32 protein-coding genes, 2 tRNA genes and 2 pseudogenes are annotated in these 26,474 nt (G+C 45.1%); 14 read left to right on the top strand and 22 right to left on the bottom strand.

What is annotated here, in order from left to right; genetic code table 11:
- Positions 1–199 precede the first annotated feature (199 nt).
- Both QUB14_RS17975 and QUB14_RS17970 read right to left on the bottom strand, forming a co-directional pair.
- Positions 200–469, bottom strand: coding sequence for a hypothetical protein (locus QUB14_RS17975; protein WP_333218425.1), 270 nt, complete (start codon positions 467–469; stop codon positions 200–202).
- Positions 470–577: pseudogene (locus QUB14_RS17970) on the bottom strand (hypothetical protein); the annotation flags it as partial.
- Between the two features lie 136 nt (positions 578–713).
- On the opposite strand from QUB14_RS17970, the gene ctpA reads away from it, so the two are divergent.
- The 4 genes from ctpA (at position 714) to QUB14_RS17950 (ending at position 3,396) form a co-directional block, all read left to right on the top strand.
- A complete protein-coding gene (ctpA, locus tag QUB14_RS17965) occupies positions 714–1,952 on the top strand; it encodes a carboxyl-terminal processing protease CtpA (protein WP_333218424.1) in 1,239 nt (412 codons plus the stop codon).
- Between the two features lie 245 nt (positions 1,953–2,197).
- A complete protein-coding gene (locus tag QUB14_RS17960; protein WP_333218423.1) occupies positions 2,198–2,515 on the top strand; it encodes a hypothetical protein in 318 nt (105 codons plus the stop codon).
- Between the two features lie 31 nt (positions 2,516–2,546).
- The gene (locus tag QUB14_RS17955) at positions 2,547–2,840 is read left to right on the top strand and encodes a hypothetical protein (RefSeq protein WP_333218422.1); all 294 of its coding nucleotides are present in this window, start codon (positions 2,547–2,549) and stop codon (positions 2,838–2,840) included.
- Positions 2,815–3,396, top strand: coding sequence for a transposase (locus QUB14_RS17950; protein ID WP_333218421.1), 582 nt, complete (start codon positions 2,815–2,817; stop codon positions 3,394–3,396). Before QUB14_RS17955 ends, QUB14_RS17950 begins: the two co-directional genes overlap by 26 nt.
- Before the next feature lie 117 nt (positions 3,397–3,513).
- On the opposite strand, the gene QUB14_RS17945 is transcribed toward QUB14_RS17950, so the two are convergent.
- On the bottom strand, positions 3,514–3,930 hold the full coding sequence (locus QUB14_RS17945) for a slr1601 family putative cell division protein (RefSeq protein ID WP_333218420.1): 417 nt from the start codon (positions 3,928–3,930) through the stop codon (positions 3,514–3,516).
- Positions 3,931–4,213: 283 nt separating this feature from the next.
- A complete protein-coding gene (psaM, locus tag QUB14_RS17940; RefSeq protein ID WP_190660159.1) occupies positions 4,214–4,309 on the bottom strand; it encodes a photosystem I reaction center subunit XII in 96 nt (31 codons plus the stop codon).
- Between the two features lie 338 nt (positions 4,310–4,647).
- Between psaM and QUB14_RS17935 the strand changes: the two genes are divergently transcribed.
- Positions 4,648–5,418 carry a TerC family protein gene (locus tag QUB14_RS17935; RefSeq protein ID WP_333218419.1) on the top strand — a complete coding sequence of 257 codons (771 nt, stop codon included), beginning with the start codon at positions 4,648–4,650 and terminating at the stop codon, positions 5,416–5,418.
- A gap of 139 nt (positions 5,419–5,557) precedes the next feature.
- Positions 5,558–5,674: pseudogene (locus tag QUB14_RS28765) on the top strand (Uma2 family endonuclease); the annotation flags it as partial.
- 126 nt (positions 5,675–5,800) lie between these two features.
- On the opposite strand, the gene QUB14_RS17925 reads toward QUB14_RS28765, so the two are convergent.
- The 4 genes from QUB14_RS17925 to QUB14_RS17910 form a co-directional block, all read right to left on the bottom strand.
- Positions 5,801–6,007: a type II toxin-antitoxin system HigB family toxin gene (locus QUB14_RS17925; RefSeq protein WP_333218418.1), complete on the bottom strand. Its 207-nt coding sequence runs from the start codon at positions 6,005–6,007 to the stop codon at positions 5,801–5,803.
- Between the two features lie 100 nt (positions 6,008–6,107).
- Positions 6,108–6,818, bottom strand: coding sequence for a hypothetical protein (locus tag QUB14_RS17920; RefSeq protein ID WP_333218417.1), 711 nt, complete (start codon positions 6,816–6,818; stop codon positions 6,108–6,110).
- 17 nt (positions 6,819–6,835) lie between these two features.
- Positions 6,836–6,909 (bottom strand) — tRNA-Cys (locus QUB14_RS17915).
- 188 nt (positions 6,910–7,097) lie between these two features.
- Positions 7,098–8,186, bottom strand: a complete 1,089-nt coding sequence (locus QUB14_RS17910) for an ABC transporter ATP-binding protein (protein WP_333218416.1) — start codon at positions 8,184–8,186, stop codon at positions 7,098–7,100.
- Positions 8,187–8,312: 126 nt separating this feature from the next.
- Here QUB14_RS17910 and QUB14_RS17905 point away from each other — a divergent pair, with 126 nt between their 5' ends.
- Together QUB14_RS17905 and QUB14_RS17900 are read left to right on the top strand one after the other, a co-directional pair.
- Positions 8,313–10,034: an iron ABC transporter permease gene (locus QUB14_RS17905; protein WP_333218415.1), complete on the top strand. Its 1,722-nt coding sequence runs from the start codon at positions 8,313–8,315 to the stop codon at positions 10,032–10,034.
- A gap of 29 nt (positions 10,035–10,063) precedes the next feature.
- Positions 10,064–10,585, top strand: a complete 522-nt coding sequence (locus QUB14_RS17900) for a pentapeptide repeat-containing protein (RefSeq protein WP_333218414.1) — start codon at positions 10,064–10,066, stop codon at positions 10,583–10,585.
- A gap of 72 nt (positions 10,586–10,657) precedes the next feature.
- Here the strand turns inward: QUB14_RS17900 and QUB14_RS17895 are convergent, their stop codons facing one another.
- Positions 10,658–11,707 carry a Fe(3+) ABC transporter substrate-binding protein gene (locus QUB14_RS17895; protein WP_190660146.1) on the bottom strand — a complete coding sequence of 350 codons (1,050 nt, stop codon included), beginning with the start codon at positions 11,705–11,707 and terminating at the stop codon, positions 10,658–10,660.
- Between the two features lie 766 nt (positions 11,708–12,473).
- Positions 12,474–13,949 carry a glycogen synthase GlgA gene (gene glgA / locus QUB14_RS17890; protein ID WP_333218413.1) on the bottom strand — a complete coding sequence of 492 codons (1,476 nt, stop codon included), beginning with the start codon at positions 13,947–13,949 and terminating at the stop codon, positions 12,474–12,476.
- Positions 13,950–14,258: 309 nt separating this feature from the next.
- On the opposite strand from glgA, the gene QUB14_RS17885 reads away from it, so the two are divergent.
- Positions 14,259–14,420: a hypothetical protein gene (locus QUB14_RS17885; RefSeq protein ID WP_333218412.1), complete on the top strand. Its 162-nt coding sequence runs from the start codon at positions 14,259–14,261 to the stop codon at positions 14,418–14,420.
- A gap of 226 nt (positions 14,421–14,646) precedes the next feature.
- On the opposite strand, the gene QUB14_RS17880 is transcribed toward QUB14_RS17885, so the two are convergent.
- The 6 genes from QUB14_RS17880 to QUB14_RS17855 form a co-directional block, all read right to left on the bottom strand.
- Positions 14,647–15,345: an MAE_28990/MAE_18760 family HEPN-like nuclease gene (locus QUB14_RS17880; protein WP_333218411.1), complete on the bottom strand. Its 699-nt coding sequence runs from the start codon at positions 15,343–15,345 to the stop codon at positions 14,647–14,649.
- Positions 15,342–16,424 (bottom strand): DUF262 domain-containing protein, encoded by a 1,083-nt coding sequence (locus QUB14_RS17875; protein WP_333218410.1) that lies wholly within the window; start codon positions 16,422–16,424, stop codon positions 15,342–15,344. Before QUB14_RS17875 ends, QUB14_RS17880 begins: the two co-directional genes overlap by 4 nt.
- A gap of 4 nt (positions 16,425–16,428) precedes the next feature.
- Positions 16,429–17,607, bottom strand: coding sequence for a DNA cytosine methyltransferase (locus QUB14_RS17870; RefSeq protein ID WP_333218409.1), 1,179 nt, complete (start codon positions 17,605–17,607; stop codon positions 16,429–16,431).
- A 108-nt stretch (positions 17,608–17,715) separates the two neighbouring features.
- The gene (locus QUB14_RS17865; protein WP_333218408.1) at positions 17,716–17,865 is read right to left on the bottom strand and encodes a hypothetical protein; all 150 of its coding nucleotides are present in this window, start codon (positions 17,863–17,865) and stop codon (positions 17,716–17,718) included.
- A 61-nt stretch (positions 17,866–17,926) separates the two neighbouring features.
- The gene (locus tag QUB14_RS17860) at positions 17,927–18,082 is read right to left on the bottom strand and encodes a hypothetical protein (protein ID WP_333218407.1); all 156 of its coding nucleotides are present in this window, start codon (positions 18,080–18,082) and stop codon (positions 17,927–17,929) included.
- 173 nt (positions 18,083–18,255) lie between these two features.
- A complete protein-coding gene (locus QUB14_RS17855; protein WP_333218406.1) occupies positions 18,256–18,984 on the bottom strand; it encodes an AIM24 family protein in 729 nt (242 codons plus the stop codon).
- A gap of 180 nt (positions 18,985–19,164) precedes the next feature.
- Here QUB14_RS17855 and QUB14_RS17850 point away from each other — a divergent pair, with 180 nt between their 5' ends.
- Complete coding sequence (locus QUB14_RS17850) at positions 19,165–20,661, top strand: glycosyl hydrolase family 57 (RefSeq protein WP_333218405.1); 1,497 nt, start codon at positions 19,165–19,167, stop codon at positions 20,659–20,661.
- Positions 20,662–20,804: 143 nt separating this feature from the next.
- Here QUB14_RS17850 and QUB14_RS17845 read toward each other — a convergent pair whose 3' ends face one another.
- Together QUB14_RS17845 and QUB14_RS17840 are read right to left on the bottom strand one after the other, a co-directional pair.
- Positions 20,805–21,104 carry a hypothetical protein gene (locus tag QUB14_RS17845; RefSeq protein ID WP_006633230.1) on the bottom strand — a complete coding sequence of 100 codons (300 nt, stop codon included), beginning with the start codon at positions 21,102–21,104 and terminating at the stop codon, positions 20,805–20,807.
- A gap of 49 nt (positions 21,105–21,153) precedes the next feature.
- Positions 21,154–21,765 carry a DNA-3-methyladenine glycosylase gene (locus tag QUB14_RS17840; protein ID WP_333218404.1) on the bottom strand — a complete coding sequence of 204 codons (612 nt, stop codon included), beginning with the start codon at positions 21,763–21,765 and terminating at the stop codon, positions 21,154–21,156.
- Positions 21,766–21,785: 20 nt separating this feature from the next.
- Between QUB14_RS17840 and QUB14_RS17835 the strand changes: the two genes are divergently transcribed.
- Positions 21,786–21,908: a hypothetical protein gene (locus QUB14_RS17835; protein ID WP_006633228.1), complete on the top strand. Its 123-nt coding sequence runs from the start codon at positions 21,786–21,788 to the stop codon at positions 21,906–21,908.
- 99 nt (positions 21,909–22,007) lie between these two features.
- Here QUB14_RS17835 and QUB14_RS17830 read toward each other — a convergent pair whose 3' ends face one another.
- Entirely contained in the window at positions 22,008–22,526 is a 519-nt protein-coding gene (locus tag QUB14_RS17830) for a pentapeptide repeat-containing protein (protein ID WP_333218403.1), read from the bottom strand.
- 47 nt (positions 22,527–22,573) lie between these two features.
- A complete protein-coding gene (locus QUB14_RS17825; protein ID WP_333218402.1) occupies positions 22,574–22,756 on the bottom strand; it encodes a hypothetical protein in 183 nt (60 codons plus the stop codon).
- Between the two features lie 282 nt (positions 22,757–23,038).
- On the opposite strand from QUB14_RS17825, the gene QUB14_RS17820 reads away from it, so the two are divergent.
- Both QUB14_RS17820 and QUB14_RS17815 read left to right on the top strand, forming a co-directional pair.
- On the top strand, positions 23,039–23,542 hold the full coding sequence (locus QUB14_RS17820) for a hypothetical protein (protein WP_333218401.1): 504 nt from the start codon (positions 23,039–23,041) through the stop codon (positions 23,540–23,542).
- Positions 23,543–23,650: 108 nt separating this feature from the next.
- Positions 23,651–24,091, top strand: a complete 441-nt coding sequence (locus QUB14_RS17815) for a translation initiation factor (RefSeq protein WP_333218400.1) — start codon at positions 23,651–23,653, stop codon at positions 24,089–24,091.
- An 88-nt stretch (positions 24,092–24,179) separates the two neighbouring features.
- Here QUB14_RS17815 and QUB14_RS17810 read toward each other — a convergent pair.
- A tRNA-Ser gene (locus tag QUB14_RS17810) sits at positions 24,180–24,264 on the bottom strand.
- Positions 24,265–24,298: 34 nt separating this feature from the next.
- On the bottom strand, positions 24,299–25,216 hold the full coding sequence (locus QUB14_RS17805; RefSeq protein ID WP_333218399.1) for a TIGR04168 family protein: 918 nt from the start codon (positions 25,214–25,216) through the stop codon (positions 24,299–24,301).
- A gap of 211 nt (positions 25,217–25,427) precedes the next feature.
- On the opposite strand from QUB14_RS17805, the gene nadA reads away from it, so the two are divergent.
- Positions 25,428–26,396, top strand: a complete 969-nt coding sequence (gene nadA, locus QUB14_RS17800) for a quinolinate synthase NadA (RefSeq protein ID WP_333218398.1) — start codon at positions 25,428–25,430, stop codon at positions 26,394–26,396.
- The last annotated feature ends 78 nt before the right edge of the window (positions 26,397–26,474 follow it).

The following is a 26,474-nucleotide window of genomic DNA, read 5'->3' as shown; positions in this document are numbered from 1 at the left end:
TACAATTATGAGTTAGCTCTAGGGGGCTAAATTTAAAACTTCTGATTATAACATATATCTTTTTTGCAAGAGGTCTAATATAAAGTTGCCAAAAGGTTAAATTGTCTGCAAGTGCGAGGAAGTCGATGCCGACTTCAAAATCGAAAATGATATCGCTGCCATAATTGGCGGAAATTAAGAAGCGATCGCTCCCATTTCCTCATATCAAACTGTCATCGCCGTTTTCACTGCTGAGAAAATCGTCGCCGTTACCACGAAGCAAGATATCGCTAGCTTGACCGCCGTAAAGACTGTCATTGCCTTCACCTCCACTCAAGCTATCTTGACCGCGATTTCCAAATACGATATCTTCGCCTTTATTGCCGAACAAATTATCGATTTCTTTGCCGCCGTAAACAGTGTCATCGCCGTCGCCACCGTCGAGGGAATCATTGCCTTGATTGCGGTGTATCCAGTGGTTGCCGCCCAAACCGCTGAGAGTATCATTGCCGCGTTTGCCGGCTATTGTATCGCTGCCGCTGTCGCCGGAGAGGCTGTCGTCGCCGTCAGTGCCGGTGAGATTGGAGTTAGCTGCGATCGCTTATATTTATTTACAAGTGCCAGCGGGACGATCGCGATCGTGCAAAAGGCGAGTTAAATCTGCAACAGCGTTCCCAGCGTACAAACGTAAAATACATAAAATGTAATACTTACTGGTATTTTACGGAACAATCATGCACAGACGAGTTTTCCACATTGCTATTTTACTTTTCCTCCAAGTCGCCCTGGTTCTAGGCGGGTGGGTCGGGCCTGCGGCGGCCCTAACTCAAGAACAGCAGCTTTTGAGCGAAGCTTGGCGAATTGTCAATCGCTCTTACGTGGATGACAAATTCAACAATCACAATTGGTGGTCGATTCGCGAAAAAGCTGTCAAGGAACCGCTCAACGACAGACAGCAGACTTACACGGCTATTCAGGGGATGCTGGCGAATCTCGACGACCCCTTCACTCGACTGCTGAAACCCGAACAGTACCGCAGCTTGCAGGTCAACACTTCGGGAGAATTGACGGGTGTGGGGCTGCAAATTGCGATCGACCCCCAGACAAATACCCTGACAGTGGTGGCTCCTTTGGCCGGTTCACCGGCGGATAAAGCTGGCATCCAACCCCTCGATCGCATTCTGAAAATTGATGGCACTCCTACCTCAGAATTGAGCCTAGACGAAGCAGCAACTCGAATGCGCGGCCGCATCGGCACTCCCGTTACCTTGACCTTGGGGCGCGAGGGAAGGGAGGCTGCTGAGGACATTGAGCTAGTGCGCGATCGCATTGCTCTGAATCCGGTTTACGCCGAATTGCAGTCGGGGTCGGAGAATTTACCGGTGGGCTACATTCGCTTGAGTCAATTCAGCGCTAACGCCACTGAGGAAGTCGCTCGCGCGATCAACCGCTTGGAAAAACAAGGAGCCGCCGCCTATATTCTCGACCTGCGAAACAACCCGGGCGGACTGTTGCAAGCAGGGATTGAAATTGCCCGCTTGTGGCTGGATTCCGGGACGATCGTCTACACGGTGAACAGACAAGGCATTCTCGGCAGTTTTGAAGCCTCTGGACAAGCCCTAACTAACGATCCGCTGATTGTTTTGGTGAACAAGGGAAGTGCCAGTGCTAGCGAAATTTTGGCTGGTGCGCTGCAAGATAACGGCAGAGCTCAACTGGTGGGCGAAAAGACTTTTGGCAAAGGGCTGATTCAGTCGCTGTTTGATTTGTCTGACGGTTCCGGGTTAGCCGTGACTGTTGCTAAGTACGAGACACCGAACCATAAAGATATTAACAAGCTGGGGATTTCGCCCGATCGCGTAGTGCCTTTGGAACCTATCGCGCGTGATCAGATTGGCACCGAAGCAGACTTGCAATATCAAGCTGCACTGCAACTACTTAAAGAAAACACCGTGCTGGCAAAATCAGTATAAGCCGGAGTTTGAAGTTTTGAGATTCCAACAGGTGACAATACGCAGGTCTGTCTGTCTCTGCGTTTCGTTCGCCCGGACAGACAAGAATCATCCTAAAAACTCTTTAACTCAACTAGAACAGCAGGAGTCCCGCACTCTACCTGAAAGGTGAGTGTCGGGAGGAATGCGCGGCAAATTGAGGGGTTCGATACCCCGAAAGCTGCCAATACGCTACAATAACAACAGCAAAACTTCACTTATTGAAAATGTCCCAAGTTCTTACAGTTTCTTGCAAATTGGAAGTATCGCAGCAGCAGGTTGAAAAGCTGAATGCGGTACTGACTGCCTTTGCAAAATGCTGTGAGTACGTGAACACCCATACACCCGACAAGCTGACGAATCAGATTGCTGTTCAGTCCTTGATTTACAAGGAAGCGCGATCGCATTCTGGGCTGTCTGCTCAAATGACGATTCACGCAATTCGTAGAGTTTGCGCTAACCGCAAAACGGCAAAGCAAAAGGGTAAGCCCGTTAAGAAGTTTGCCCCCACTTCTGCCACTTACGACGCGAGAACTTTCACATAGAGGCGAATCGGATTGGTTGGTCAGCTTGACCATGCTGAAGGGCAGAGAAAAGTTTAAGCTGCACATTGGTAATTACCAAAAACACTTGCTGCAAGGACAAGACCGCAAAACGGCAACTTTGGTAAAGCGCAACGATGGTAGCTTTTATCTGAACATTCAGCTTGAGTCTGAGCCACCAGAGAAACAAAAGACTGATGATGTCTTGGGTGTTGATTTGGGACGCACAGACATTGCTTGTACATCGGCTGGAGAGAAATTCAGTGGCAAACAGGTAACACAAGCCAGAGGCAGATATAGCCGTGTACGGGCTTCGTGGAGCGCGTAAAGCGTCCAAAGGCACAAGGTCTACTCGTAGAAGGGCGAGACAGATTTTGCAACGGTGGAGTGGACGAGAACGGAGATTCCAGACATGGCTGAACCATACCATCAGCTATCGACTGATCCAGCAAGCCAAGACATCAAATCAGGCTATTACCCTGGAAGACTTGACCGGAATCAGAGAGCGTACCAATGAACTGCCACGGTCTAAAACAGAACGGAGACGCAGCAATAGTGGGGCGTTCTACCAGTTGCGCCAATTCCTGACCTATAAAGGCGTGAAATTTGGTGTTGATGTAAGACTGGTTGAGCCGCGCTATACCTCGAAAACTTGTCACTGTTGCAAGGTGATTGGCAATCGCCAAGGTAAGCGGTTTGAGTGCCTGAATGAGCGATGCGGATGGATTGGCGATGCCGATGTGAATGGAGCAAGAAATATTGCTACTTTGGGGCAGATCGTAAACCTGCCCGGAGGTTCCGAGATAATGTCCTGCTCTTTGCAGGAAGTTGTCTTGAGGGCTACTGAAAGCCCGCACTCTATGCAAAGCATGAGTGTCGGGTAGTTTACAAGTGATATCACGTCCGACAGATTCATCTGTCATTCTTCGCTGTGCGAAGCAATGACATAAAACTAATGATGCACATCGGACGTGATATCAAAACCCAAAACTCCCCTTTCCTTAAGGTTGCGGGGTTGATTCCTCGGCTTCGGGTACCTCGGCTTCTTGCAAAATCACCGGACGCTGCTGCGGGTCAGCTTGGTTGCTTTGCTCTTGCATCACAGTTTTAGCCAGACTAGGGTCAAAGTAGCGGTTAAAGTTCGATCGCGACTGATTTACTCGCCCTTGGGTAAGATTGACTTCAGCTTGGATTTCGTGCAATTTTTCTTGCACCGCCCGGTAGTGAGGCCAAAGCTGAACCAAAGCAGAAGTGGCACAGACTGAAAGTACCATGTTGACTGCCAACTTGACCCCTGTTTCGGCCGCGAGGGTTTGGTGAGGGTAGGAACGCTGGCGACTGCTGCTGCGACGAGGAGTAACCCGAGGGGAGTTTTTTACAGGACGCAGTGGGGTAACGGTGGGTTGAATCGCTTGCATAATGTTTTTTCAAATACCTGAGACTGACGTTTTAGAGTTCAAAGAGCAAATTCTGAGCTTAACGCACACTCGCCGCTGTTTGTCAGGGTGCTGACAGCCAAAATTGTTGAGACAAAGTGACGCGTGAAGACGGAATTTCCCCATAAAAATGCCTGCCCTTGCAGTCTCGTCTTGCTGAACACAAACAATCTACTGCACTGGGGCAGCAATTGTCTGTATCTGTAATGCGAGAGATTTAACTGCTCAGGCAGGCATTTTGCGGTTCGCAACTGGTGTCTGGAAACTATTTGTACAGTTCAGTTGACAGCCGGAAAGCCATGATTCCGGGAATCAAAGCAATTACGAGCGCTACGTAGACTTGGGTATCTGTTAAAGACATATTCGCAAAACTCCTTTTCGCGGGCACGAGCTTTCACCAATTTGAGACAAATTGGCGCTTTTGGGAATCATTTGTTACAACTTGCAACACAAATGGTGCGTCCGGGGAGGAGTGGCCTAGTGGCGCAGTGGCGCAGTGGCGGTGTTTTTGAGTGTCGGAGGGGGAGAATTTTTCCTTGTTTCCTGGAACTGCTTGCTTCGGACGTTGTTCGGACGATCGCCTCCCACAGAATTACCGCGTTAGGTTAAGATTTAAGTGAAGGTGACACTAATGTTAGACAGAGCGGGTAATTTGCGCTGCGCTCGACCCTTGCCAATCTTAGGTGCACAAAATAGTTAATGATAGATCAATTTCTCGACGCTTCACCCAATTTTGGAGTTGACGGCTTTTTATTATTGTTGGTTTTGGTGGCTTTGGAGGCTGTACTTTCGGCTGACAACGCGATCGCCTTGGCGTCTATTTCTAAAGGTTTGGAAGATGCCAAGGATCAGCAAAAAGCTCTCAACTTGGGTTTGATAATTGCTTTTGTACTGCGGATATCCCTAATTTTAACGGCTACTTGGGTGATCCAGTTCTGGCAGTTTGAACTGCTTGGTGCTCTCTACCTGCTGTGGCTTGTTTTCCAACATTTTACTTCAGATACAGACTCCGAAGGAGAACATCATGGGCCCAGATTTGCCTCTGTGTGGCAAGCAATTCCCATGATTGCTTTTACGGATTTAGCGTTTTCATTGGATAGCGTTACTACTGCGATCGCTGTGTCTGACAACACTTTTATCGTCGTAACAGGCGCTACTATTGGAATTATTGCCCTGCGATTCATGGCCGGGTTGTTCATCCGCTGGCTGGATGAATTCGTTCACCTAGAAAGTGCTGGTTACATCACAGTTGGGTTCGTGGGAATGCGGTTGTTGGTGAAAGTAATTAATCCGGATTTAGTTCCTCCGCAATGGCTGCTAGTTTCCAGTATCGTCTTGATGTTTGTCTGGGGATTTTCTAAGCGTACTCCCGAGCCAGTCGAGATTGCAAAATCTCTAGAAATGGCTCTCACTCAGCCGGATTCAGAAGTTGCTGTGCCGGAATCGCAAGGACAGAAGTCCGAAATTTAACATACTTTCCTCTGAATAAAAGTAGCTTAAATCTGTCAAGCCAACAAGATTGAAAGCTGGTTAAAACCTGCAAAAGCCTTTCACCCCCGGACTAAAGTCACCGGGATGAAAGGCTTTTATTTTGTAATATTGTTTCCTTCACTACCCGATCGAACTTATAGGAGTACAATTGGGCCTATGGGAAGGCAGTTATCAAAATCAGACTCAGCAATGGTTGCGCTGGTGGGATAGCGAGGGGAATTTGTTGCTGACGGGGTTGGCGGCATATTGGCGATCGCAGGCGATCGATCAGGATCTGATTTTAGCCTTGGTGGTGGCTGTATTTTTTGAAGCTTTAGGGAAATAAAGGGGGCGAGGGGAAGGAGTTGCAGGCGATCGGGTTTCACCTATTGGGAAAAAATGTAACGGTTGCATTCAGCAGCAACCCACACCTTTTGTCATAGGGAATTTCCACAATCAGCCGATAGCTGTTGCCTTTGATATTGAAAACGACACTGTTGTTTGCAATGATGCGGGCTGGCATTACAAGAGGGTCGCCGTTTCTACCGACGCAAGCATTAAGATGCTTTGGTGCTGATAGAAGAGACATATAGCCTTTCTCATAAAGATGGAGTACGCCCAAACCTTGTGTTCGCAAGCTTTTTAAATGGAATTGTGTACCTCATCTACTCAAGAACCGCTATAAGTAATCAGTTATCTTTAATATTTTTAGGCTTTTTTTTGGATAGCTTAGATTTTTTAGATTCAATGTTCCAGTTTCGGGTATGATCAAGATATTCTTCTAAGGTGGTCATGCGAACCCAATAGTTATGATGAAAACCTTTCTTTGGGGATTGAACTAAATCTCGGATAATTAAACCTAAGTATTTATGAACTTCAAATTGCTTAGCTAGTTCTACAGAATCCAGTTCTGCCAACTTCCTCGTTAAGTCGATATTTTCGGCAGTATTATCTGTATTCAAAGCATGAAACCATTGCCCATGAGCAACTTTGTTTCTCAAAACACTAGGAGAATTTATGTAATTTTCAATAATTTCACCTAGTCTTTTCCTTCTATTTTGCAAATCTGAGTTTTTTGACCATTTACCAACCTTTTTTAGAGCTAACTCAACCATCTTTTTCCATCCCTCAGCAAGTCCATTATTTTTTTTAATCTTCTTAATTTCGTCAATTTCTGAGGGAGAAAATGCGGAGGGAGTGTAAACTATTTGAATAAATTGAGCTTCAGACCAAGCAACATACAGAATAGCTAAAAGCTTTGTTTTTACCTCTACCTGAAAGTCATCGGATTTTCTTAGGTAAAAGTTTATATCCTTAATTAGACTTTTCTGGACTTGATTTAACTTTCTTACATTACAGCTTTGCAGCTTATAAAGCTCCAAGATTTCCTCATTTGTCATAACCAAGAAAATATCTGTGGGGGAAGGAGGAATCGAACCTCCATCTACTCATTTATGCAATGAGTCGCATTAGCCATATTATGCTACCCCCATGTTCTGTAGCCCATTATATCATGTATCGGAAGAAGTTGTAGGCGATCGCAATTTTTCGGCGCCCTAAATTTAGTGTGCCTGCGTAAGTCCTCTTAAATAAGGAAGAAGGAAGAGGGGGAGACTGAGAGACGAGAAGAGTGGGAGGATTTTTCCCCTGACTATAATTAATTAGCAATTAGTCATTAGCTATGGCTTAGGCTTACCGACAAAGAAAGCTAAGGGAGAATTATCACCACAAGATAACCGAACTTTAGAACCAATGGGAAAAACATTTCCTGTGGTTGTGAGTGCATATAACTTTTCGCCCGAAGGAGTTTTTAAACAATAACGATTTTCTCGGCCTAAAAATTGGCGATCGCAAATCACAACAGCCGAATCTTCATCTAAGAATAAACTTAAATCTTCCTGCCGGATCATCAATTCTCCTTCAGTAGAAACATCACAGGGAACTTGTGAACATGAATTTCCTTTAACAGCAAAACAACCTACTTCTGTTTCCCAAAAATCCTGCTTTAGGGATGCAGAAAGAAAATTAGCTTGCGTCACAAACTCAGCCACAAATCGAGATGCTGGTTCTTGATAAACTTCCTCTGGAGTGCCAAACTGTTCTAATTGGCCTTGACGCATCACCGCTACCCAATCTGAAATCGAAAGTGCTTCTTCGCGATCGTGGGTGACAAATACACCAGAGGTTCCCGTTGCTTTGAGAATCTCGCGGACTTCCTGACGCAATCTTAACCGTACTTGTACATCTAAATTACTCAACGGTTCATCTAGTAAAATAATCGCAGGTCTAGGGGCTAAAGCACGGGCCAGCGCCACTCGCTGTTGCTGACCCCCGGATAATTCATGAGGATAACGATTTTCCAATCCTTCTAATCCCACCAGCGCTAATGCTTCGGTGACACCTTTCTGAATATTATGCTTTGACTCTTTTCCTTGATGCGTTAAGCCAAAAGCTACATTTTTCGCGACTGTCAAATGGGGGAAGAGTGCATAGTCTTGAAACACCATACCAATGTCTCGCTGTTCCGGCGGGACTGACATATTAACACTGGCTACAGTTTTTCCTGCTAAAGCGATCGTCCCTGCTTGTAGCTGTTCAAAACCAGCAATTAACCGCAGCAACGTTGTTTTCCCACAACCCGATGGCCCCAACAACCCCAGTATATCTCCTTGATGTAATGTCAGGGTGACAGATGCCACCGCAGGTGATGCTGCTTGGGAATACTGTTTTGTTACACCATCCAAATGCAGAATTATAGGTCGAACCATTATTGCTATAAATAATCAACAACTTACTATTCTACAATAAACCAGTTTAGTGATATAAATTGTCAGAAAGACTTGACAAATGTTTACACATACTGATAAACTAGCAAGCTAGACTTTTTACTAGCAATGAAAAATTCCCAAAAATCACTACAGCAAACAGCAATCAGCACAATCCAATGGCGATCGACCTTACGCGGTTTATCGGCTAGTGGGTGGACACTTGCGGTTATCGCTTTAGCATTGCCGATCGCCATACCAGTTCTCAGTGTCTTATCCAGTATCTTTTTTGAAGCTAAAGATACATGGCAACATTTAACCGATACAGTTTTAACCCGTTATATAGTCAACTCTTTATTGTTAATGATCGGCGTAGGCTTTGGTGTTGTCGTGATTGGCGTAGGATGTGCGTGGCTAGTAACAATGTGTCGCTTTCGGGCCAGTCGCGTATTTGAATGGGCATTACTGTTACCCTTAGCGGCCCCAGCTTATGTGCTAGCTTATACTTATACAGACTTTTTAGAATTTTCCGGCCCAGTTCAAAGTGCTTTGCGTTATATTTTTGGCTGGAGTTATGGAGACTATTGGTTTCCTAACGTGCGATCGCTCCCTGGAGCAATCTTAATGCTAATCTTAGTTTTATATCCCTATGTCTACCTATTAACAAGAGTTGCATTTTTGGAGCAATCCACTTGTACCCTAGAAGCTAGTAGAATACTTGGCTGTAGTCCTTGGCGGAGTTTTATTACAGTTGCCTTACCCATGGCAAGACCCGCAATTGTTGCAGGTTTAGCACTGGCTTTGATGGAAACTCTCAACGATTATGGCACTGTTCAGTATTTTGGAGTTGATACATTCACCACAGGTATTTATCGGACTTGGTTTGGCATGGGAGAACGAATTGCAGCAAATCAATTAGCTGCCCTGCTATTATTATTTGTTCTGGCTTTAATTTTAGTAGAACGCTGGTCGCGCAGTCGGACTAAATATTATCAAGCTAGCAGTCGCTATCGCCAACTGCAAACTTATCAACTTAAAGGAGTTAGGGAGATTTTAGCGGTAATGGCTTGTTTGATGCCGCTGTTTTTTGGTTTTTTATTGCCAGCGGGTCTTTTAGTCCAGTTGACATTAGCTAACTGGCAACTCACCTTAGATGAACGCTTTTGGATCTTTGCCCGTCATAGTTTAATTTTGGCGACCCTGACAGCCCTTTTAGCCGTAATTATTGCCTTGATTATGGCTTATGGTTTACGGTTATATCCTAATTTAGGAGTGCAGTTAGGAACGAGAGTTGCGGCAATGGGCTATGCTGTACCTGGTTCTGTGATTGCAGTGGGGATTATGGTTCCCATTGGAAAAATTGACAATCTATTTGATAGTTGGATGCGTGAAAACTGGGGGATTTCAACAGGCTTGTTGTTAAGTGGTACGATCGCAGCTTTGGTATTTGCCTATATAGTTCGCTTCCTAGCTGTTTCTTTAAATGCGGTGGAGTCAAGTTTGAGCAAAATCAAGCCTAATTTAGATGATGCGGCGAGAAGTTTGGGTTATAGTCCGATGCAAACTTTAGTTACAGTTCATACACCAATGATGACCGGAGGTTTACTAACTGCCATGATGTTAGTATTCGTTGATGTAATGAAAGAGTTACCTGCTACTATAATTATTAGACCTTTTAACTTTGATACTTTGGCGGTGCGAACTTATCAACTTGCCTCAGATGAGCGATTGGCTGAAGCTTCTGGCCCAGCATTGGCAATTGTTTTAGTGGGGATGTTACCGGTAATTTTATTAAGTTGGAAAATTGCGCGATCGCGCAATTCTTCAACAGAGTTAACGGTTAACAGTTAAAGGTTAAAATTATCCCTTTACAAATCAAGATGATTAATAAAAAATTAGCAATGTTTACCGGCACGACTGGCACAATCTCTTTCTTACTACTTACTATTTTTGTCACGTTTGGATGCCAAAAACAGGCGGCTAGTCCCCTCGAAACATTACAAAAAACTAAGCAATGTCCAGGATGCGATCTGAGTGCCGCTAAGTTAAGCAACCTTGATTTAACAAGCGCTAATCTCAATGGTGCTAAGTTGGAAGGTGCTGTGCTAGAAAAGGTCAAACTTAATGAAGCCTTACTCGATAGCGTCAATCTCAAAGGTGCAAATTTAAAAGCTGCTTCTCTGGAAAAAGCAGGTTTATTTGGGGCAGATCTCACAAATGCTGATTTGAGTAATGCAAATCTCAAGGGGGCTTTTTTGCGAGGCGCCAAACTGAATAATGCCAATCTTAGTAACGCCGATTTAAGTGAAACTGACTTAAATAGTGCTGATTTGACAGGGGCAAACCTGAAAGGGGCAAACCTGAAAGGGGCTATAATGCCGGATGGTACAATTAAAAATTAAAAATTAAAGTTGGTTGAATTCGGCGGTTTCAACCGCCGAATCACAAAGAGTAGCTTCTTGTTCAAAAAGCCTCTATTTCCAGCCGGCGCGATCGGCAATCTTTAAAGCGTCGGCGTTATTTTTCCCAAACACATCAGGGTTGAGAGGATCAGATTTGAATGTACCAAAACTGGCAACTGCAGGATCGATCGCCACACCTGAAATCACAGGGTATTCGTTATTACTCCTAGCAAAAATTTGTTGGGCTTCGGCACTGGCTAAGTGTTCCAAGAATTTGGTCGCGCCTGCTTTGTTACGGGAGGTTTTGACTACACCCCCACCACTAATGTTGACGTGGGTACCGCGATCGCGCTGGTTGGGGAAAAATACACCTACTTTCGCCGCGATCGCCTGTTCTGCGGGATCTTTCGATTTCATTAAGCGAGCTACATAATAGGTATTAACAATGGCAATATCGCCTACCCCATCAGCAACCGCCTTGATTTGCGCTGTATCATTTCCCTCTGGAGGACGCGCAAAATTAGCCACCAATCCTCGCGCCCAAGCTTCTGTTTTTTGAGCTCCATGAACGGCTAGCATAGCCCCAACAAGAGACTGATTATAGATATTAGTGGACGATCGCACTAAAACTTTGCCTTTCCACCGAGGTTCTGTCAGCGCCTCATAGGTTGACAACTGGGCAGGGTTCACCTTGCTTTTGTTATAAACAATCACCCGTGCCCGGCGCGATAGACCAAACCAGAAACCTTGAGGATCTCGCAAACTTGCTGGAATTGCCGATGTCAGGACTGTTGAAGAAACAGGTTGCAGAATACCTGCTTGTTTTGCCCGCCACAAACGCCCACCATCCACCGTGATGAAAACATCAGCGGGGCTATTTGCACCTTCACTTTTGATCCGTTCAATTAGTTGGTCAGCATCCGCTTCAACGAGGTTAACCTTGATGCCAGTTTTTTTGGTGAAGCTTTGGTACAACTGATTATCAGTGTCGTAGTGACGTGCTGAATAAAGGTTGAGAGTGCCGGTTTGGGCTGCGACAGGGGCTTTTTTGCTTAGTTCCCCCACTGCCACGACAGCCATTGCTGTACCGCTGGCAAGAAAAATACGCCGAGAAATGCTCATTGTTCTATAATAATAGATTTTTTCATCTGGTAATTGACACGATGGTGTATCTACAGCCATCTATAGTCATTGCTTTACTATATTAATGCAAGTAATTCTTATTTGATGATCGAGAGCGTAATTATTTTAGGGCTGACGCACTGCTGGTCAGAAATCCGGTCTCGACTTCGCTCAACCGGCAATTTTTTTCCGAAAAGATTTTGTTATAGCCCGCAGATTAGGTAAAAAATTTGGCGTTGCTCAATTTGAGGATGATTATTGTAGGGTGTCCCGCCTGCTGTGAAAATACACGCCTTCGGGCGAACAGATCCCATCCCACAAAAAAATCCCCATCATCCCGCTATTATGCAACGTCAAAAAATTTGCTTATGAAGGTCTTGATGCGTCTAGGACTGTATTTATGACAGAGATTTTTGCTGACTAGGTATCACAACACTTGTTGGCAATAGACATCTCCAAAAACTCCCAAGCCCTATTCTCCGTAGCTTTCTGACTGTCTGCCCTCAAAGGGCAGACAGTGCTTTTACTAATTGCGACCGACAACAACTTCCAGAGGTTTTATTAGATTTGGCCCATAGGTAAATTTAAAAAGATTCCTTAAACAACCTCGCACTCCCAAAAAAAAAGCAACAGCCATCTCCCAAGCGATTCGCGTCACCGCCATGTATCAACTGCCCGAATTCTCGACCAGGCTCAAGAGCCACCAAGACGCCGGCTAGCAGTGCACACCCTACAGTTAGTAAGTTGCACACTGCCATCCTACGGATTATTTGTGTCTAATTAGCTCGTAAATTTCCACATAGTCTTTAGCTGGATATTTCCACGAATTGTCACAATTCATGCCTTGAAGCATGAGTTTTTCAAATTCATCATGATAGTCATACCACAATCCGATCGCCCGATCGAGCGCCGACTCTAAAGCCGAGTAGTCTGTTTGGTAAAACACGTAACCGTTGCGTTCTTCCGGGAGGTGGCGGGTGTCGTAATCTCGATCGAACACAGTATTCACCAAACCGCCCACTCCCCGCACCACAGGAACAGTACCGTACCTCAACCCGATCATCTGAGTCAGCCCGCAGGGTTCGTAATTGCTGGGAACCACAATCATATCCCCCCCGGCGTAAATTAAGTGCGACAGTTCCTCATTAAAACCTAGTTCTAAATGGCAGTCGGGATTGTCATTTAAAAACTGTTTCTCGTGCTGGAAATGCGCGTTAATTCCCGCTTCCGTCGCGGAACCCAAAAGAACGAATTGCGCTCCCTTACTCAGAGAGTAATAAATTGCATGGTGGACGAGATGAACACCTTTTTGGTCGTCCAAACGACCGATAAAGGTAATAATAGGCTTGTCAGCATCGCGCAGTAACAGCCGATCGCGCAAAGCTTTTTTAGTTTTGGCTTTTCCTGCCAAATCATCCTTAGTGTAGTGGTGCGGAATGTAGCGATCGGTCTCGGGATTCCACACATCGTAATCAATGCCGTTGAGCACCCCGCGAAACTTCTCTTGATACAAGTGCAAAGTGTGACCCAAACCGTAGCCGAACTCGCCGAGGTGAGCTTCCCAAGCGTGGTGTGGCGAAACCGTGGTGACAAAGTTCGAGTAAACAATGCCGCCTTTCATAAAGTTGATAGCAAAAGGGTTAAAGTTATCTCGGAGGCGATCGTACTCAAAATAATAATCCGGTCTGTGCAAACCCGTTGCTTGCAAAATATCGCTACCTCCCATGCCTTGATGTTTGAAATTGTGAATGGTATAGCAGACTCGCTGATATTCCATCCAATTGTATTTGTATATTTCAAAAAGCATGACTGGAACCAAACCAGTTTGCCAATCGTGACAGTGAATCACATCGGGACGCTTGTTGCTTCTGAGCAAAAATTCCAAAGCGGCTTTGCTGAAAAATGCAAACCGCATATTGTCGTCATTGCACCCGTAATAACAGCCGCGATTAAAAAAGTTATCTTGAGAGCGAGGTTCGATGAAAAAACACAACTGCCCGTGTACCCACCCGCACAAGACATCGCAGAGGATTTCGCCGCCGTACCAGGGCACAGCCAGATCCCGGTAGGCCTCGTGAAGTCCCCAAATGTGGTCGTACCTCATGCAGTCGTACTTGGGTAGAATAACCTCGACGCAGTGGCCGGAATTCTCTAACTCCCGACTCAAACCGTAAACTACGTCGCCCAAACCTCCTGCTTTGATGACGGGGGCGCACTCCGAGGCAATTTGTACTATGTACATTTTTTTTTCTCGCTCCTGGATGAATAAAAAAATATTTTCTTAACTTGACAAAGTATAGGAGTTCTCGGCAAATAAGCAAGTAGGCCATTGGGAATACACGGAAATACGCACAGCTAGCGGATGTTGGCGCAGATTCGGGCGATCGGTGATATCGTTTCGGCTCATATCTGAATTATTTCAACCGCAGAGGAGGCAGAGAACCCATCCGTGAGTTCAATCTAAAATCGATTTAATACCCCATTAGCTGGCATTTGTCAACTAAATATTTTTAAAATTTTTTGCCTAATTTGCGCGAAATTTTCTCGAACGATGCTGATAACTGATTTGCAGACAGCACCTGTTCGGCTGCAAAACATCAACTCAGAGATTCTACCTTGGAAATGCAACCAGCAAATGCCGCTGCAAGACTTCTGGCTCGAACAAATGCAGCAGCAAGCTAGAGATGCTTTTCCGCTAATTCCAGAAGACTAAGCAGCAATTCAACTTATAAATAATGTTGTGAAAAAAAAATTAAATATCAGATTCAATGTGTGGTGGATTTGTTGGACAATAAGTGGTGAATTAGAGGATGAGGATTTCCTGGATGAGTTGAAGGACTCACACGCAGAGTTAGACGATGACGACGAGGAGTAGTCCAATTCATCACGGTTAGGGTTTTATACCTTCAAATTAAACTGTAAAATCAGAAAATCTTACTCTACTTTTTTGAGCTATCGCAGTATTCTTTTGCATCAATATAGGTTTTGATGTTCTTGATAATATCCTCAAGGAAGCAAATTACCTCGTTCTTAATCCTCTTCAAATCACTAATATTGTAGTTACGACCACATTCAGAAAATGTTAGATCACCATGCGCCAACAAGTTACGCTGATTTTTCACAGTAAGTAAATCTGAGCCTCCCCGTTTAGCTTTTTTAGTCATCTCCGAAAAGCCGTAGGTTCTAGCAAGTTCTCGAATTTTTTGAGCATCAAGGTTTCCAGAAATAGGAATTGACTTAGGATCTAGTTTCATTGCAGCATCATTAAGAGCATCAGCTAATAATTCTTCGATTGCCTGCACAAAATTGCCAGAGTTAGAGTCTCGAAGCTGCTTATACTTATAACTAATTAAAATCTTTTGTATCTCAGTTCTTGTTAACTTATATGACAATCCATCTCGCTCCATTGAGTCATATATCTCTTGAATTGATTTTTTAATAATCGCCTCAGTCAAGTTATAAAGTATCAGGAAAAAATTTGCTTTTAATATTTTCTGAACCTCGACATCTATAGGTTTAATTACATCACTTTTAGTTGAGCATAGATGAATATCTGTACTTAGAACAGTAGATAGAAAGTCGAAGTATAGATTTACTTCCTTCACACGCTCTTTGAACTCCTTCAAAATCTTTTTCATATCGTGTTTAGCAAAGAATCTCTTACAAACTCTACTCTATCTTTTAGCCGAGTACTGGAATTACTAGCATGAGTTGTTGTGTGATAGTTAAACTGCTTAGAATCTAGCCAATCCATACTTACAGGTACTAAAGCCGGATTGACTTTAATAGCAAGATTGACACCAACGGAAATAGCTTCAAATCTAACTCTGGGAGTACTTTTCGCACGTGGAACTTTGCGGAAACCATAAGGGAAATACTTCTCAACAAAATCCACCATTCTTAGGAAATCATGTCTGTACTCCTCTTTGCTAAAACCTGTATCTTTATCGCGCATATACGCATCCAAGAACTCTTTGACTTCATGCTTAAATAGCAAGTAACGTTCGGAGTAAGCAAAAAAGCGTAGCACAAGCTCTTCTCGCTCTTGTCTATCTTCACGAGCCTTACTTAAAGGACACATAGCAACTAATCTTGGATTAGCTGCACATTCCTCTACAAAGTCATAAAAGGGACCCTGATAGGCTCCTTTGCGAACCTCCATATCTTTGAGAATATCACTGCCTGTATTAATACGTTCAAAAGTCTCCTTTTTGACAGATTCAACAGCCTTTTCACCCAGCACAATTACTCGAATTGGTTGATTTTTGAAGCGTCTTTGTTGAGAAAGAGGGAGGTCATCAAAGGTAAATCCATTGAGAGTATTAAGCCGTTTAAGCTTTTCCAGAATTAGCCTATTATCTAGGAAACTGTCTAAAGTCTGGATTCTTTGTGAACCATCTACCACTTCTAACCTTCCATCTTGCATATCAGCGAGAATCATGAATGGAAGAGGTAAACCGAGCAAAATAGACTCTATAAACTTCGCTTGGCGTTCAATGCTCCATACGAACTTTCTTTGGTAAGCTGGAAGGTAAATATCTCTACTACTATCTTGTAGATCATCGGGATTGTAAGGGCGTATAAATTTTTGAACTAAACTTCCTACTAATGGTTCTCGAGTATCATAGTCTACAACTTTTCTTTCTTTCTGAATTTGCTTCTCAGCTAATTCTTTCATCTCCTCAGAAATTTGGCTGACAGGTTCGTTTAACTGCATCAGATCAATCCTCCTGAAAGGCTCCATGCTGAACAATAAAATCTATGATTAATGCGGATATTTTAGGGGGCACAGCATTGCCAATCATTTCATAGAGTGCACCTCTAGTAGGTACTGACGTGAAGTCGAAAAAATCCGGAAATCCCTGAATTCTCGCCGCTTCATGAGCAGTGATGACTCTTCTTCGTAAAGGGTGAACAAAGCGTCCTTGCCCCATTGAACCAAAACCACCCGTGATTGTAGGGGCTGGTTTATCCCAGTGAAGCCGACCGTACACAGCTCTATACTTGTGTTTCTTGGTTCGGTGACAGGGTGGTCTTTCCGAATCAGGCAAGTCATACAAATCGTTATCAAACAAGTAGTTAACTCTGTTTATATTCTCTTCACTCATTTGAGAAGGTGTATAGAAAATACCACTCTTGTCTTTATCTTCATCCAGCAAATCGTTTATAGAATCAGATAGGGGAGGTGCAATAGAGGTTTCAAATAATTTTACTAAAGAGTCTTGAGAAAACTTCATATCCTTTACGGCCAGAAGTATATGCCTCTTGCGTATTTGAGGAATCCCAATATTTGAGGCTTTTACGAAGAACTGCGCTACTGTATAACCCAGCCTTTCCAACATGAATTGGCTTTTATTTATTACTTGGCTTTTATCGTGAATAACAGTAGCAACGTTTTCGATAATCACCACCTTGGGCTTAACTAACTCTACAAATCTGACAACCTTCAAATAAAGCAGGTTTCTGGGATCATTGCCCCGCGTCCAGTTATTAAGGTTAGAGTTCCCCTGACATGGCGGGCCAGCGACAAGAATATCAACTTTGCTAAGAGATTTTATCAAATCTTTCTCACAACCTTGTGCAGACTCCTCTAAACTACCTGATAGAAGTCGTCCAATATCGGACTCACGAACGATATCATCAGCTAACCCGAAGTTAGTTCTGTATATTTCTAGAGCATGAGGGTTTTTATCAATCGCTAGCTTAATGCTTCCGGCTATCTGATTACAACGTAAAGCTTCCATTACCCCCAGAGTCAACCCACCACACCCGCAGAACAAATCAACGACATTCACTTCGTGGGACGCTTCAAATCGATAATTGCTCGGTTCTTTAGACAATAGCCAGTTTTTATCGCATAAAGTTCTCCTTAATACTGATTTTTTGGGCATCTGAGTCATGCTTTTCAAAAGGCTGAATTCTACTTAACGGTCGTATCTTGGTTAATCATATCACTGCTGGCGGACAGTGCGATCACTGTTTTCTGACCCGTATCGACCGCGCGAACGCTAAACTCTGCGGGCTGTATTCGAGCGCCCCCTGGCATCGCCCCACACAGCGGTAAGCATTGCCCAGATATCGCCAGAAATTGGCTTCCCCAGAGCGATAGCCGCGATTTCCTGCTGCATATCTAATGACTGCTGGTAATATTCGATCACCTGCAAGTAATGCCCCCAAATTGCTGCAACTCGATGGCAAATTCCGCAAACAAAATTTAACTCATTTTATCGCCTCTGTCAACTCAATCTTTTGAGGCAAATCGCCAGTTGTCTCGTCTAGTTCGGAATTTCTATCAAATAACTCACTCAAAGCTTTTTCTCCAGCAAAATCTCCATTACTGACCAACTTCTCTACCTCCACCGAAGCCTCACTCAAGAATTAAATTTCCTACCCTTTCCCTAGTACAGCCACAATTACCATCATAGCTTCGTCCCGGTGATGTGGCAAAGTGTAATCGCTCTCCTGTTTTTCCAGGTTTTGCAACAATCAAACTAATTTGTCAAATTCATTCCTTTTCATCGAGCGAATCTTCTGTCGCTGTCAATAACTCAACCCAAATCCATAGCATCATTTTCACATACTAATAATTTACCTTTCCCCTGATAATACCAAACATAACCCTCTCCACCCCCTTTGCCAAAATGACCTAATTTTCGATAATCTTCTTCAATCCCCTTGGTAAATCCTTTAACCAAATCGCAATCAGCTATCAAAGTTTCACCTTGTTTGAGTTCGACAACCTTAGCCGGTGAACTTGTACCTGCTAAAACAGTAGCTTTTTGCTCGCGCAAAGCTGTAACAGCAATTCTCCACCTACCGTCATTAGAAGCAGCCACTTGTCGGAATTTCAGTTTTTTAGCACCGATAACTACATTGTCCGAACAAAACTGAAATATACCGTCATCAAACTCCCACTGCTCCGCATCCGAAAGCTCTATCGGCGTATAATGCAGGAAATGGCCTTTTTGTCTCGGTTCCAGTTTCACCGTACCAGTCCCTTGATATACGGGAGCGTTGTAGTCCATTTCCGTTGTCAAAGATACCCACATATCTTTCAAACGGTTATCCGTTTTATAAACACCGGAAGTTAATTTCCCCATACACCAATGCAGCGCACCTTTTTGAATTATCACTCCAGAATTGTTCAAGTTAATTTCTACTTGCTGAACCAACGGAATATTCTTAGTAGGATGGTAAAACTTATTGGTTTCAGGATTGATGTTATTTTGGATGTACCACAAATCCGTTGGTTCCAAAACCTTGATTTCGTATTTCATAATTTCCCTCGCTTATTTACTTGAAATGTGTTAAACATTTGACCCGTGATTTGGGGCTTCCAAGCTGCCGGACTTATCTTGTGAAATTTATCTTTTGCAGACATCCTCTGCTACTGTTAAAGTATCTAGCTATCTTAGCAATAGCAGACAACGCCCCTCCACAATTGTTGAGAAAAATTTATGCCTGCGATCGCACAATCTCCCAATTTACCGATTTTACAAGAAATCAACTCAGGATTGCCCAATATTTGCGGCTCCGAAGCAGAAATCAGTGCCGCAGCCAATAGCAACGAACCAGTCTTTCTACCTGCCACAAACCTCCGCCTCGAAAACATTCAAGCCGGATTCGCCTGCGCCCTCCATATGCACCAACCGACAATTCCTGCAGGTGCAAACGGCGAACTGATCAGCAATCTCCAGAATATGTTTGAACATCCCAACCAAGGAGATAACCACAATGCGGGAGTGTTTGCTTGGTGCTATTCTCGCATGGGGGAATTCATCCCACAACTGATTGCTGAAGGCTGCAACCCGCGAATTATGCTCGACTATTCGGGCAATTTATTGTGGGGATTGCGCCAAATGGGGCGGGACGATATCTTTGATAATCTCAAGCGGATTACCTGCGATCCTCAATATCAACCTCACGTAGAATGGCTGGGGACAATGTGGAGTCACGCCGTCATTCCCTCAACTCCCATTCCCGATATAAAACTTCAAATTCAAGCGTGGCAACATCATTTTGCCGCCATTTTTGGCATAGATGCCCTGAAGCGCGTTAAAGGTTTTTCGCCCCCAGAAATGCACTTTCCAAATCACCCAGATACACTGTACGAATACATCAAAGCTTTGAAAGAATGCGGCTACCGCTGGCTGATGGTGCAGGAACATTCTGTAGAAAATCCCGACGGTTCGGGATTGTCGCAAGACCAAAAATATATTCCCAACCGTTTAGTTGCCCGCAATTCTCACGGCGAAACAATCAGTATCACTGCTTTGATTAAAACCCAAGGTTCGGATACGAAATTGGTCGGTCAAATGCAGCCGTATTACGAAGCGAAAGGACGCAATAAACAGCAAATTGGCAATATTACAATTCCTTCTTTAGTCACTCAGATTGCCGACGGCGAAAATGGCGGCGTGATGATGAATGAATTTCCCAGCGCCTTTGTCAAAGCTTGGCACGAAAACCGCGAACAAGGCGGGGGAAAATCCGGCGTTGTTGGTTTAAACGGCACTGAATATTTGGAGATAATTGAAGCGGCGGGGGTTAATCCTGAAGATTATCCTGTTTGTCAGGGAATTAACCAGCACAAAATCTGGCACCTAGTCGATCCTGATAATGCGACGCCGGAAAAAGTGGAAAGTGCGATCGCCCAACTCAAGCAAACCGACCATAATTTTCACATGGATGGTGCTTCTTGGACTAACGATTTGAGTTGGGTGAAAGGCTACGAAAATGTCTTGGAACCGATGAATCTACTCAGCGCTGCATTTCACAAAAAATACGACCCGCTGGTGCAGCAAGATGCTTCAGTTACCAAGCAGTTTGAATACCAGCAAGCTTTGCTTTACAACTTGCTGCTACAAACAAGCTGTTTCCGCTATTGGGGACAGGGAACTTGGACTGATTACGCGCGCGAACTTTACAACCGCGGCGCTGCTTTAATGAAGTAGCAGAATTTATTGTAGGGTGCCCGGGAAACAAACTGTTTGAGCCTCCTCAAATATCAGCGCTGACGCACCCTACATCTAGAAAACTTTATTGATAAAGAGAGGACTAAAGTCCTCACTACAAACACAGACTTACCAATTACTGTCTACATTTCCTGCATCAGCCGCAAATAGTTTTGCCGCATCTGCGTCATATTTTCCATCATTCTATTAGCCATATCTTTCTCAACATCGCTCATTTGTTGCCAAAATAAAGCCGATCGCCTCGCCATAATTGCCTCTTCCCACAGCATCTCCAAAAGTTGCGCCGCCATTGGGTTTTCAGCATCGATAATCCCGCACAATTGCTCGAAGGCCCGGTTGGCTTCGGTGTGAGTGCTAACATCCTGAACCAGGCTTAGGCATTTTTTGAGTTGTACGATCGGATTTTCAGAAGAGTAAGCCATAATTTCACTGAGATAAGCGACAAAATTTACACTGATACCTTTGACATTACTAGAGTTGTGACACAGCGGTAGAGTTCCCTACATACCACCGCCAAGGCAAATCAATTCCTTGAGAAATCCCGATCCGCGTAGTTTGCACAAAATTTATTGTACCCTCCTCCACAGCTTGCTGAAAGTTCTCGCTCCGGTGTTCCAACCGCAGCGCTTGGCCTGCACCCAAGGGAAAACCGCTTAAAGTTCGATCGATATCCAGTACCTTACACAGTTTCCCAGGCCCGGCGGCGAGGCGCGATCGCTTCTTATCGGGAATTCCAGCGAATTGTTGGGGAACCGCATCTAGCTGCAAAGCTCGAACCAGCACAGCACTAGCAACTCCCTCTGCATCCGTCACCACGTTAAAACAGTGATACATCCCGTAGATTAAGTAAACGTAGCTCATACCCGCAGGCCCGAACATCACCTCATTGCGAGAAGTTCGCTGTCGGTAAGCATGACAAGCGGGGTCTCCTGGGCCGTAAGCTTCGGTTTCGACAATAATTCCCCGAATCGTCTCGCCGTCAGGAAACTGCCGCACCAGAGTACAGCCCAGCAAATCTGGCGCTACGCTGGTAGATGGCCGCGCCAGCCAAAAAGATTCTACAATCTGAGTATTTGCACTCACTCAACAACAGCAGGTAAATTATGGACGTTAAGTTAGTTTTAGCAGTCTTGACAGCAGTTTTCACGGTTTGCTGTCTGTTCTTCGGTACAAAAAACGGATTCTACGATACTGACAAGTATCACGGTAACGGTTCTGCTCACTAATTTTAGGCGTGCAGTTCATTTCTTAAAAAACCGCTGCCTGTTTGTCAGGCGGCGGTTTTCTTTCGATTTAATAGATATAAACAGTATTTGCTGGCCTTACTAAGGATGAATTGTGCCATCTGGCATTTTAGCTTCTTGCAAGCTAGCATTCGAGAAGTCAGCGCATCCCATGAGGTTGAAACGCATGGTCGATCCTCGATCCGTTGCTTTCATATTGAAACCAACTACTGCATTTTTTGGGTTATTCTGTTCGGGAACAGCGGTGACATTAAAATCCATATTTGCTTCTTTTTCATTAGCCTCAAGGTTAAAAGTGATGCCAGCACAGCCCAAATCCGCTCCCGTCAGGTTGGCTCTATTTAAGTTGGCATTTTTGAGGTTGGCATTAGCCAATTTGGCTCCTGATAAGTTAGCACCTTCTAGGTTGGCTCCCTGCAAGTTGACTCCTTGCAAGTCTAATCCTTTTAGGTTGGCATTGCTGAAATTGCATTCGGGACACTGTTTGGTTTGCAGCAATTCCTTGACTTGGTTTTGTTGATTTGAAAAAGTTAGATATTTTACCGCAGTAAATACAACTGCGATGGACAATCCAGCAGTAAATAAATTATTTAATTTCATAAATATCCGAAAAGCTTCGGGGGCTTTCTCTGGCTGTTAATAGATTTCTACAATAGTGCGATCGACCTCTCCAGAATTTCCCCAACAAAATTGTCGGCATCTGAGTCAAGCACTCCGGCGCAATTAAACACCGCCGGACTTATACATCCCGCCTTTTTTCCCTCGCCCGTGCTGCTTTGAGTTTCGGACTCCCCGCGTCCGTCTGCTTCACTTTGCTGTGAGCAGTCCACAAACAGAATTTATTCTTACCCGAAGGCGCGCATTTGCATATACCTCCAGACTGAAATAAAAGAAACTTTATTTATATCCCTGGAATGAGCTAATTTTCGAGAGACTTGAGGATGATTGAATACAAAGGCAATACCGTACCTGCGCTGTTAAGTTCTCAGCAACTACTTTTGTCAAAATTGCTTTGAGAAATTAATTTACTCTAAAAACTGTTGGCAGCAGCTCAGGTTCCTCAACCTCGCCAGAACACACCCTACCTGTAATCCCGACAATTCGGAGCGGCAATGAACACAATCAAACCCGAACCCAAAAGATCGCGCTTCATGGCTCTGCTGCTGACAACGCTGCTGACCTTTCCCTTTGTGAGTGCTTGCGGTTCTAGCGAGCAAAATTCCGCTCCTCCGCCTCCTGTTGATAACACTCGCGCTGGAGGAGTGCAAACTAATCGTGCCTCCACTCCTTCGCCACAAGCAAAAAAAGGACTGAACAATGCTCAAAAAGTAGGGATTACTTTAGCAGGAGCAGCCGCCCTTTACTACATCTACAATCAGTACAAAAATAAACAAGAAAAGGGGCCGCAGGGAAAACATTACCTTTCCAAAAACGGTCGCGTTTACTACCGTGATGCCCAGAATCGCGCGGTCTGGGTAACGCCCCCGCCTGAAGGAATTAAAGTTCCGGAGTCCGAGGCAGCGCGTTACCGCGAATTCCAGGGGTACAACAACCAAAATACCGGTCGAGACCTTACTACCTTGCCGGAAGCTACAAGTCCTGTTCCCGCACAGTAGTCTAAGCATTTGAGATTTTAGATTGCAGGTTCCGTGAGTTTCCATTAAATCTGGGATTCCCAATCTAAAACAGTCGTTTTTCAACACATAAAAAAGAGGAACTTTATCATGGTAGACGGATTTTTGCGGAAGTTAAAAGATGCGATCGTCGGACCAGACGGCGAGCAAGTCGATCCTGACGGCTATTACGAAGATGCCTCAAATCCCGGAGAGTACGGCAACGTGACTCCAGCCAGCCAAGACCCCTACGGCGACCCGGCTGAGTACGGAGAGTACGGCAACGTGACTCCAGCCAGCCAAGACCCCTACGGCGACCCGGCTGAGTACGGAGAGTACGGCAACCTGACCCCGGCCAGCCAAGACCCCTACGGCGACCCCGCAGACGACGCCGGTACCGACTACGCACAGTTCGGCAACGTGACTCCGGCCAGCGAAGACCCCTACGGCGACCCTGCAGACTACGTAGCGGATGCTGGAATGTTCGGCAATGTCGTCCCCGCGAGCGAAGATCCCTACGGCGACCCGGCGGATGAAGAAGGCTTTAGTTAACTCAGTTGGCTAGAAAAATTACCTGGTAAGCAACAGCACCCCTGCGGGGGTGTTTTTTTTGCCAGTTGTTTTTGCTAGTTCTCAAAAACGGAGAGGGTGGGATTTGAACCCACGGAACCTTGCGGTTCACCTGATTTCAAGTCAGGCGCATTCGACCACTCTGCCACCTCTCCGGGCGCATTCATTTTATCATACCAGCAATTGTCTCTAACTACAAATAGCCGCAGATTCACCGCCCCGATAAAGAATTTGTTCTAAGGCCACCGCGAAATCTGCCCCCAGCCAAACCAGAGACACTTCGGACACTGCTCCATTTTCCAGCAGGACGATCGAGAAATTCCGCAATTTCGAGCAGTCTTTCTCCACAATTCGCGGTACGCTGGCGGCATTCAAATAAACTGTACCCTCCGCACTCACCTCCAGCGACTTCCGCAACTCCTGCTTCGTGTGCCGCAGTTTGTGGTGCATATGACCAAAAGTTACCAGCGGTATGTGCTTTCCTGTGGTACGAGTTCGATCGATCGCCTCCGCAAAATCCGGGTCGCCCCAATCCCCTCCCAGCGGCTTCCAATCTCGCCCGCAGGGGTCTTCAGGAGCCTCTCCCAACCCGGTCGGACCCGTGTGACCCAAAAAAATCACATTTTCGCAGTGCGCCTCCGCCGCAGCTTCTGCAATGCGTCGCGCTGATTCTTCAAAACTCTCTACCCCAAACCACTCCGAGTAAAAATCCCCGTACTTCCACTCCGATCCCCCCCAAGTAAAGGGGCGGCTTCCCACCACAGTTACGCCCAATTCTGGAAAATCACGCTTCCGGTAACCGACGTGAGCTTCTCCCATTAAATCTAACTGCTGTTTTACCCAATTTTCTTGAGTGCGATCGTAAGGGCACTGACTGCGGCCCCACTCTGTCGCCGTGTACCAAGCGTCGTGGTTCCCAAAAACCGCTGCTTTCGGAATGTCCAATTGGGCGATCGCCCGCACCACCTCCACCGACTCATTGCCAAAATCCCCCACAAACAGCACCAAATCAACGCCCATATGCTTCAGGGCCTCGCCGTCTTCCGGTTCCCAGCGATCATGAACGTCCCCCACCACCGCAATTTTGATAGATTTAGCTTTATTCATTTCATTTGTTATGTGCGATCGATCCCTAGCCCCTTCTTACTCAGCATAAGAAACAGCGACCAATTTTTGCACTCTCCCGCAGCATATTTTGGATTTTAGATTGGAGATTTTAGATGGGCTCCACTGAACAGCCAGCACTTTTTGGTGAATTCAACTATAATTCAAAATACACTTTAGCTGTCTTCGCCACCTTCCCCGGAATATTCTAACTGTGTTTACCACCGCACCTGCTCCGAACTTTACTCAAACCCGACTGCCCAACGACTTGTTTGCAGCAATTAACGCCCTCAAACAAGAGTTGAACGCCGTCATTCTCGCCCACTATTACCAAGACTCCGACATTCAAGACATCGCAGACTTCATTGGCGACTCCCTAGAACTTGCCCGCAAAGCCGCCAACACCAGCGCCGATGTCATAGTTTTTGCCGGAGTTCATTTCATGGCCGAAACCGCAAAAATTCTCAATCCTGACAAATTAGTATTGTTGCCAGACTTAAATGCTGGGTGTTCCCTCGCCGACAGTTGCCCTCCCGAAGCCTTTGCAGCTTTCAAAGCCGATCGACCAGGACATTTAGTAATTTCCTACATTAATTGTAGCGCCGCCATTAAGGCAATGAGCGATATAATTTGCACCAGTTCTAACGCTGTTAAAATTGTCAACCAAATTCCCAAAAATCAGCCGATAATTTTTGGGCCCGATCGCAATCTCGGCCGCTACGTCATGGAGCAAACCGGTAGAAACATGGAGATTTGGCAAGGAGCCTGCATCGTCCACGAAAACTTCTCAGAAAAAAAGATAGTTCAACTCAAAATCGAAAATCCCGAAGCCGAAATAATTGCTCACCCAGAATGCGAACCTCCTGTGCTGCGCCACGCCAATTACATAGGCTCCACCACTGCTTTGCTCAAATATTCTCAAACCTCTTCCAGCCAAGCTTTTATTGTCGCGACTGAACCGGGAATCATTCACCAAATGGAAAAGCAAGCTCCGCACAAACGATTCATTCCCGCTCCTTCAACCAATAATAACTGTGCTTGCAACGAATGCCCGCACATGAGATTAAATACCTTGGAAAAATTGTATCTCTCCCTCAAAAATCAAACCCCCGAAATTACCATGCCGCTAGATATTCAACTAGCAGCCTTGCAGCCGATCGAGCGAATGTTAGAAATGAGCTAACCGCTGGCTATTTTTAAGTAAATTTATTGTGTGGTGGGTTGGGCGCGGTGATCCAATTAAGTCATTGTCTAACCCACC

The sequence above is a fragment of the Microcoleus sp. B3-D2 genome, assembly GCF_036705345.1.
Lineage (GTDB): Bacteria > Cyanobacteriota > Cyanobacteriia > Cyanobacteriales > Microcoleaceae > Microcoleus.
Note: the sequence above shows the minus strand (reverse complement) of the source record. Positions and strands in the feature narration are given on the sequence as shown.

Excerpts from the sequence above, each read along its gene's own strand:
- QUB14_RS17855 (WP_333218406.1), bottom strand. The coding sequence starts at position 18,984 with ATGAAATACGAAATCAAGGTTTTGGAACCAACGGATTTGTGGTACATC.
- QUB14_RS17895 (WP_190660146.1), bottom strand. The coding sequence starts at position 11,707 with ATGAGCATTTCTCGGCGTATTTTTCTTGCCAGCGGTACAGCAATGGCT.
- QUB14_RS17935 (WP_333218419.1), top strand. The coding sequence starts at position 4,648 with ATGATAGATCAATTTCTCGACGCTTCACCCAATTTTGGAGTTGACGGC.
- QUB14_RS17920 (WP_333218417.1), bottom strand. The coding sequence starts at position 6,818 with ATGACAAATGAGGAAATCTTGGAGCTTTATAAGCTGCAAAGCTGTAAT.
- QUB14_RS17845 (WP_006633230.1), bottom strand. The coding sequence starts at position 21,104 with ATGGCTTACTCTTCTGAAAATCCGATCGTACAACTCAAAAAATGCCTA.
- QUB14_RS17835 (WP_006633228.1), top strand. The coding sequence starts at position 21,786 with ATGGACGTTAAGTTAGTTTTAGCAGTCTTGACAGCAGTTTTCACGGTT.
- ctpA (WP_333218424.1), top strand. The coding sequence starts at position 714 with ATGCACAGACGAGTTTTCCACATTGCTATTTTACTTTTCCTCCAAGTC.
- QUB14_RS17945 (WP_333218420.1), bottom strand. The coding sequence starts at position 3,930 with ATGCAAGCGATTCAACCCACCGTTACCCCACTGCGTCCTGTAAAAAAC.
- QUB14_RS17820 (WP_333218401.1), top strand. The coding sequence starts at position 23,039 with ATGAACACAATCAAACCCGAACCCAAAAGATCGCGCTTCATGGCTCTG.
- QUB14_RS17880 (WP_333218411.1), bottom strand. The coding sequence starts at position 15,345 with ATGAAAAAGATTTTGAAGGAGTTCAAAGAGCGTGTGAAGGAAGTAAAT.
- QUB14_RS17885 (WP_333218412.1), top strand. The coding sequence starts at position 14,259 with ATGCTGATAACTGATTTGCAGACAGCACCTGTTCGGCTGCAAAACATC.
- QUB14_RS17875 (WP_333218410.1), bottom strand. The coding sequence starts at position 16,424 with ATGCAGTTAAACGAACCTGTCAGCCAAATTTCTGAGGAGATGAAAGAA.
- QUB14_RS17960 (WP_333218423.1), top strand. The coding sequence starts at position 2,198 with ATGTCCCAAGTTCTTACAGTTTCTTGCAAATTGGAAGTATCGCAGCAG.
- QUB14_RS17850 (WP_333218405.1), top strand. The coding sequence starts at position 19,165 with ATGCCTGCGATCGCACAATCTCCCAATTTACCGATTTTACAAGAAATC.
- QUB14_RS17910 (WP_333218416.1), bottom strand. The coding sequence starts at position 8,186 with ATGGTTCGACCTATAATTCTGCATTTGGATGGTGTAACAAAACAGTAT.
- QUB14_RS17900 (WP_333218414.1), top strand. The coding sequence starts at position 10,064 with ATGATTAATAAAAAATTAGCAATGTTTACCGGCACGACTGGCACAATC.
- QUB14_RS17830 (WP_333218403.1), bottom strand. The coding sequence starts at position 22,526 with ATGAAATTAAATAATTTATTTACTGCTGGATTGTCCATCGCAGTTGTA.
- psaM (WP_190660159.1), bottom strand. The coding sequence starts at position 4,309 with ATGTCTTTAACAGATACCCAAGTCTACGTAGCGCTCGTAATTGCTTTG.
- QUB14_RS17955 (WP_333218422.1), top strand. The coding sequence starts at position 2,547 with ATGCTGAAGGGCAGAGAAAAGTTTAAGCTGCACATTGGTAATTACCAA.
- QUB14_RS17925 (WP_333218418.1), bottom strand. The coding sequence starts at position 6,007 with ATGTCTCTTCTATCAGCACCAAAGCATCTTAATGCTTGCGTCGGTAGA.
- QUB14_RS17805 (WP_333218399.1), bottom strand. The coding sequence starts at position 25,216 with ATGAATAAAGCTAAATCTATCAAAATTGCGGTGGTGGGGGACGTTCAT.
- QUB14_RS17905 (WP_333218415.1), top strand. The coding sequence starts at position 8,313 with ATGAAAAATTCCCAAAAATCACTACAGCAAACAGCAATCAGCACAATC.
- QUB14_RS17870 (WP_333218409.1), bottom strand. The coding sequence starts at position 17,607 with ATGACTCAGATGCCCAAAAAATCAGTATTAAGGAGAACTTTATGCGAT.
- QUB14_RS17815 (WP_333218400.1), top strand. The coding sequence starts at position 23,651 with ATGGTAGACGGATTTTTGCGGAAGTTAAAAGATGCGATCGTCGGACCA.
- glgA (WP_333218413.1), bottom strand. The coding sequence starts at position 13,949 with ATGTACATAGTACAAATTGCCTCGGAGTGCGCCCCCGTCATCAAAGCA.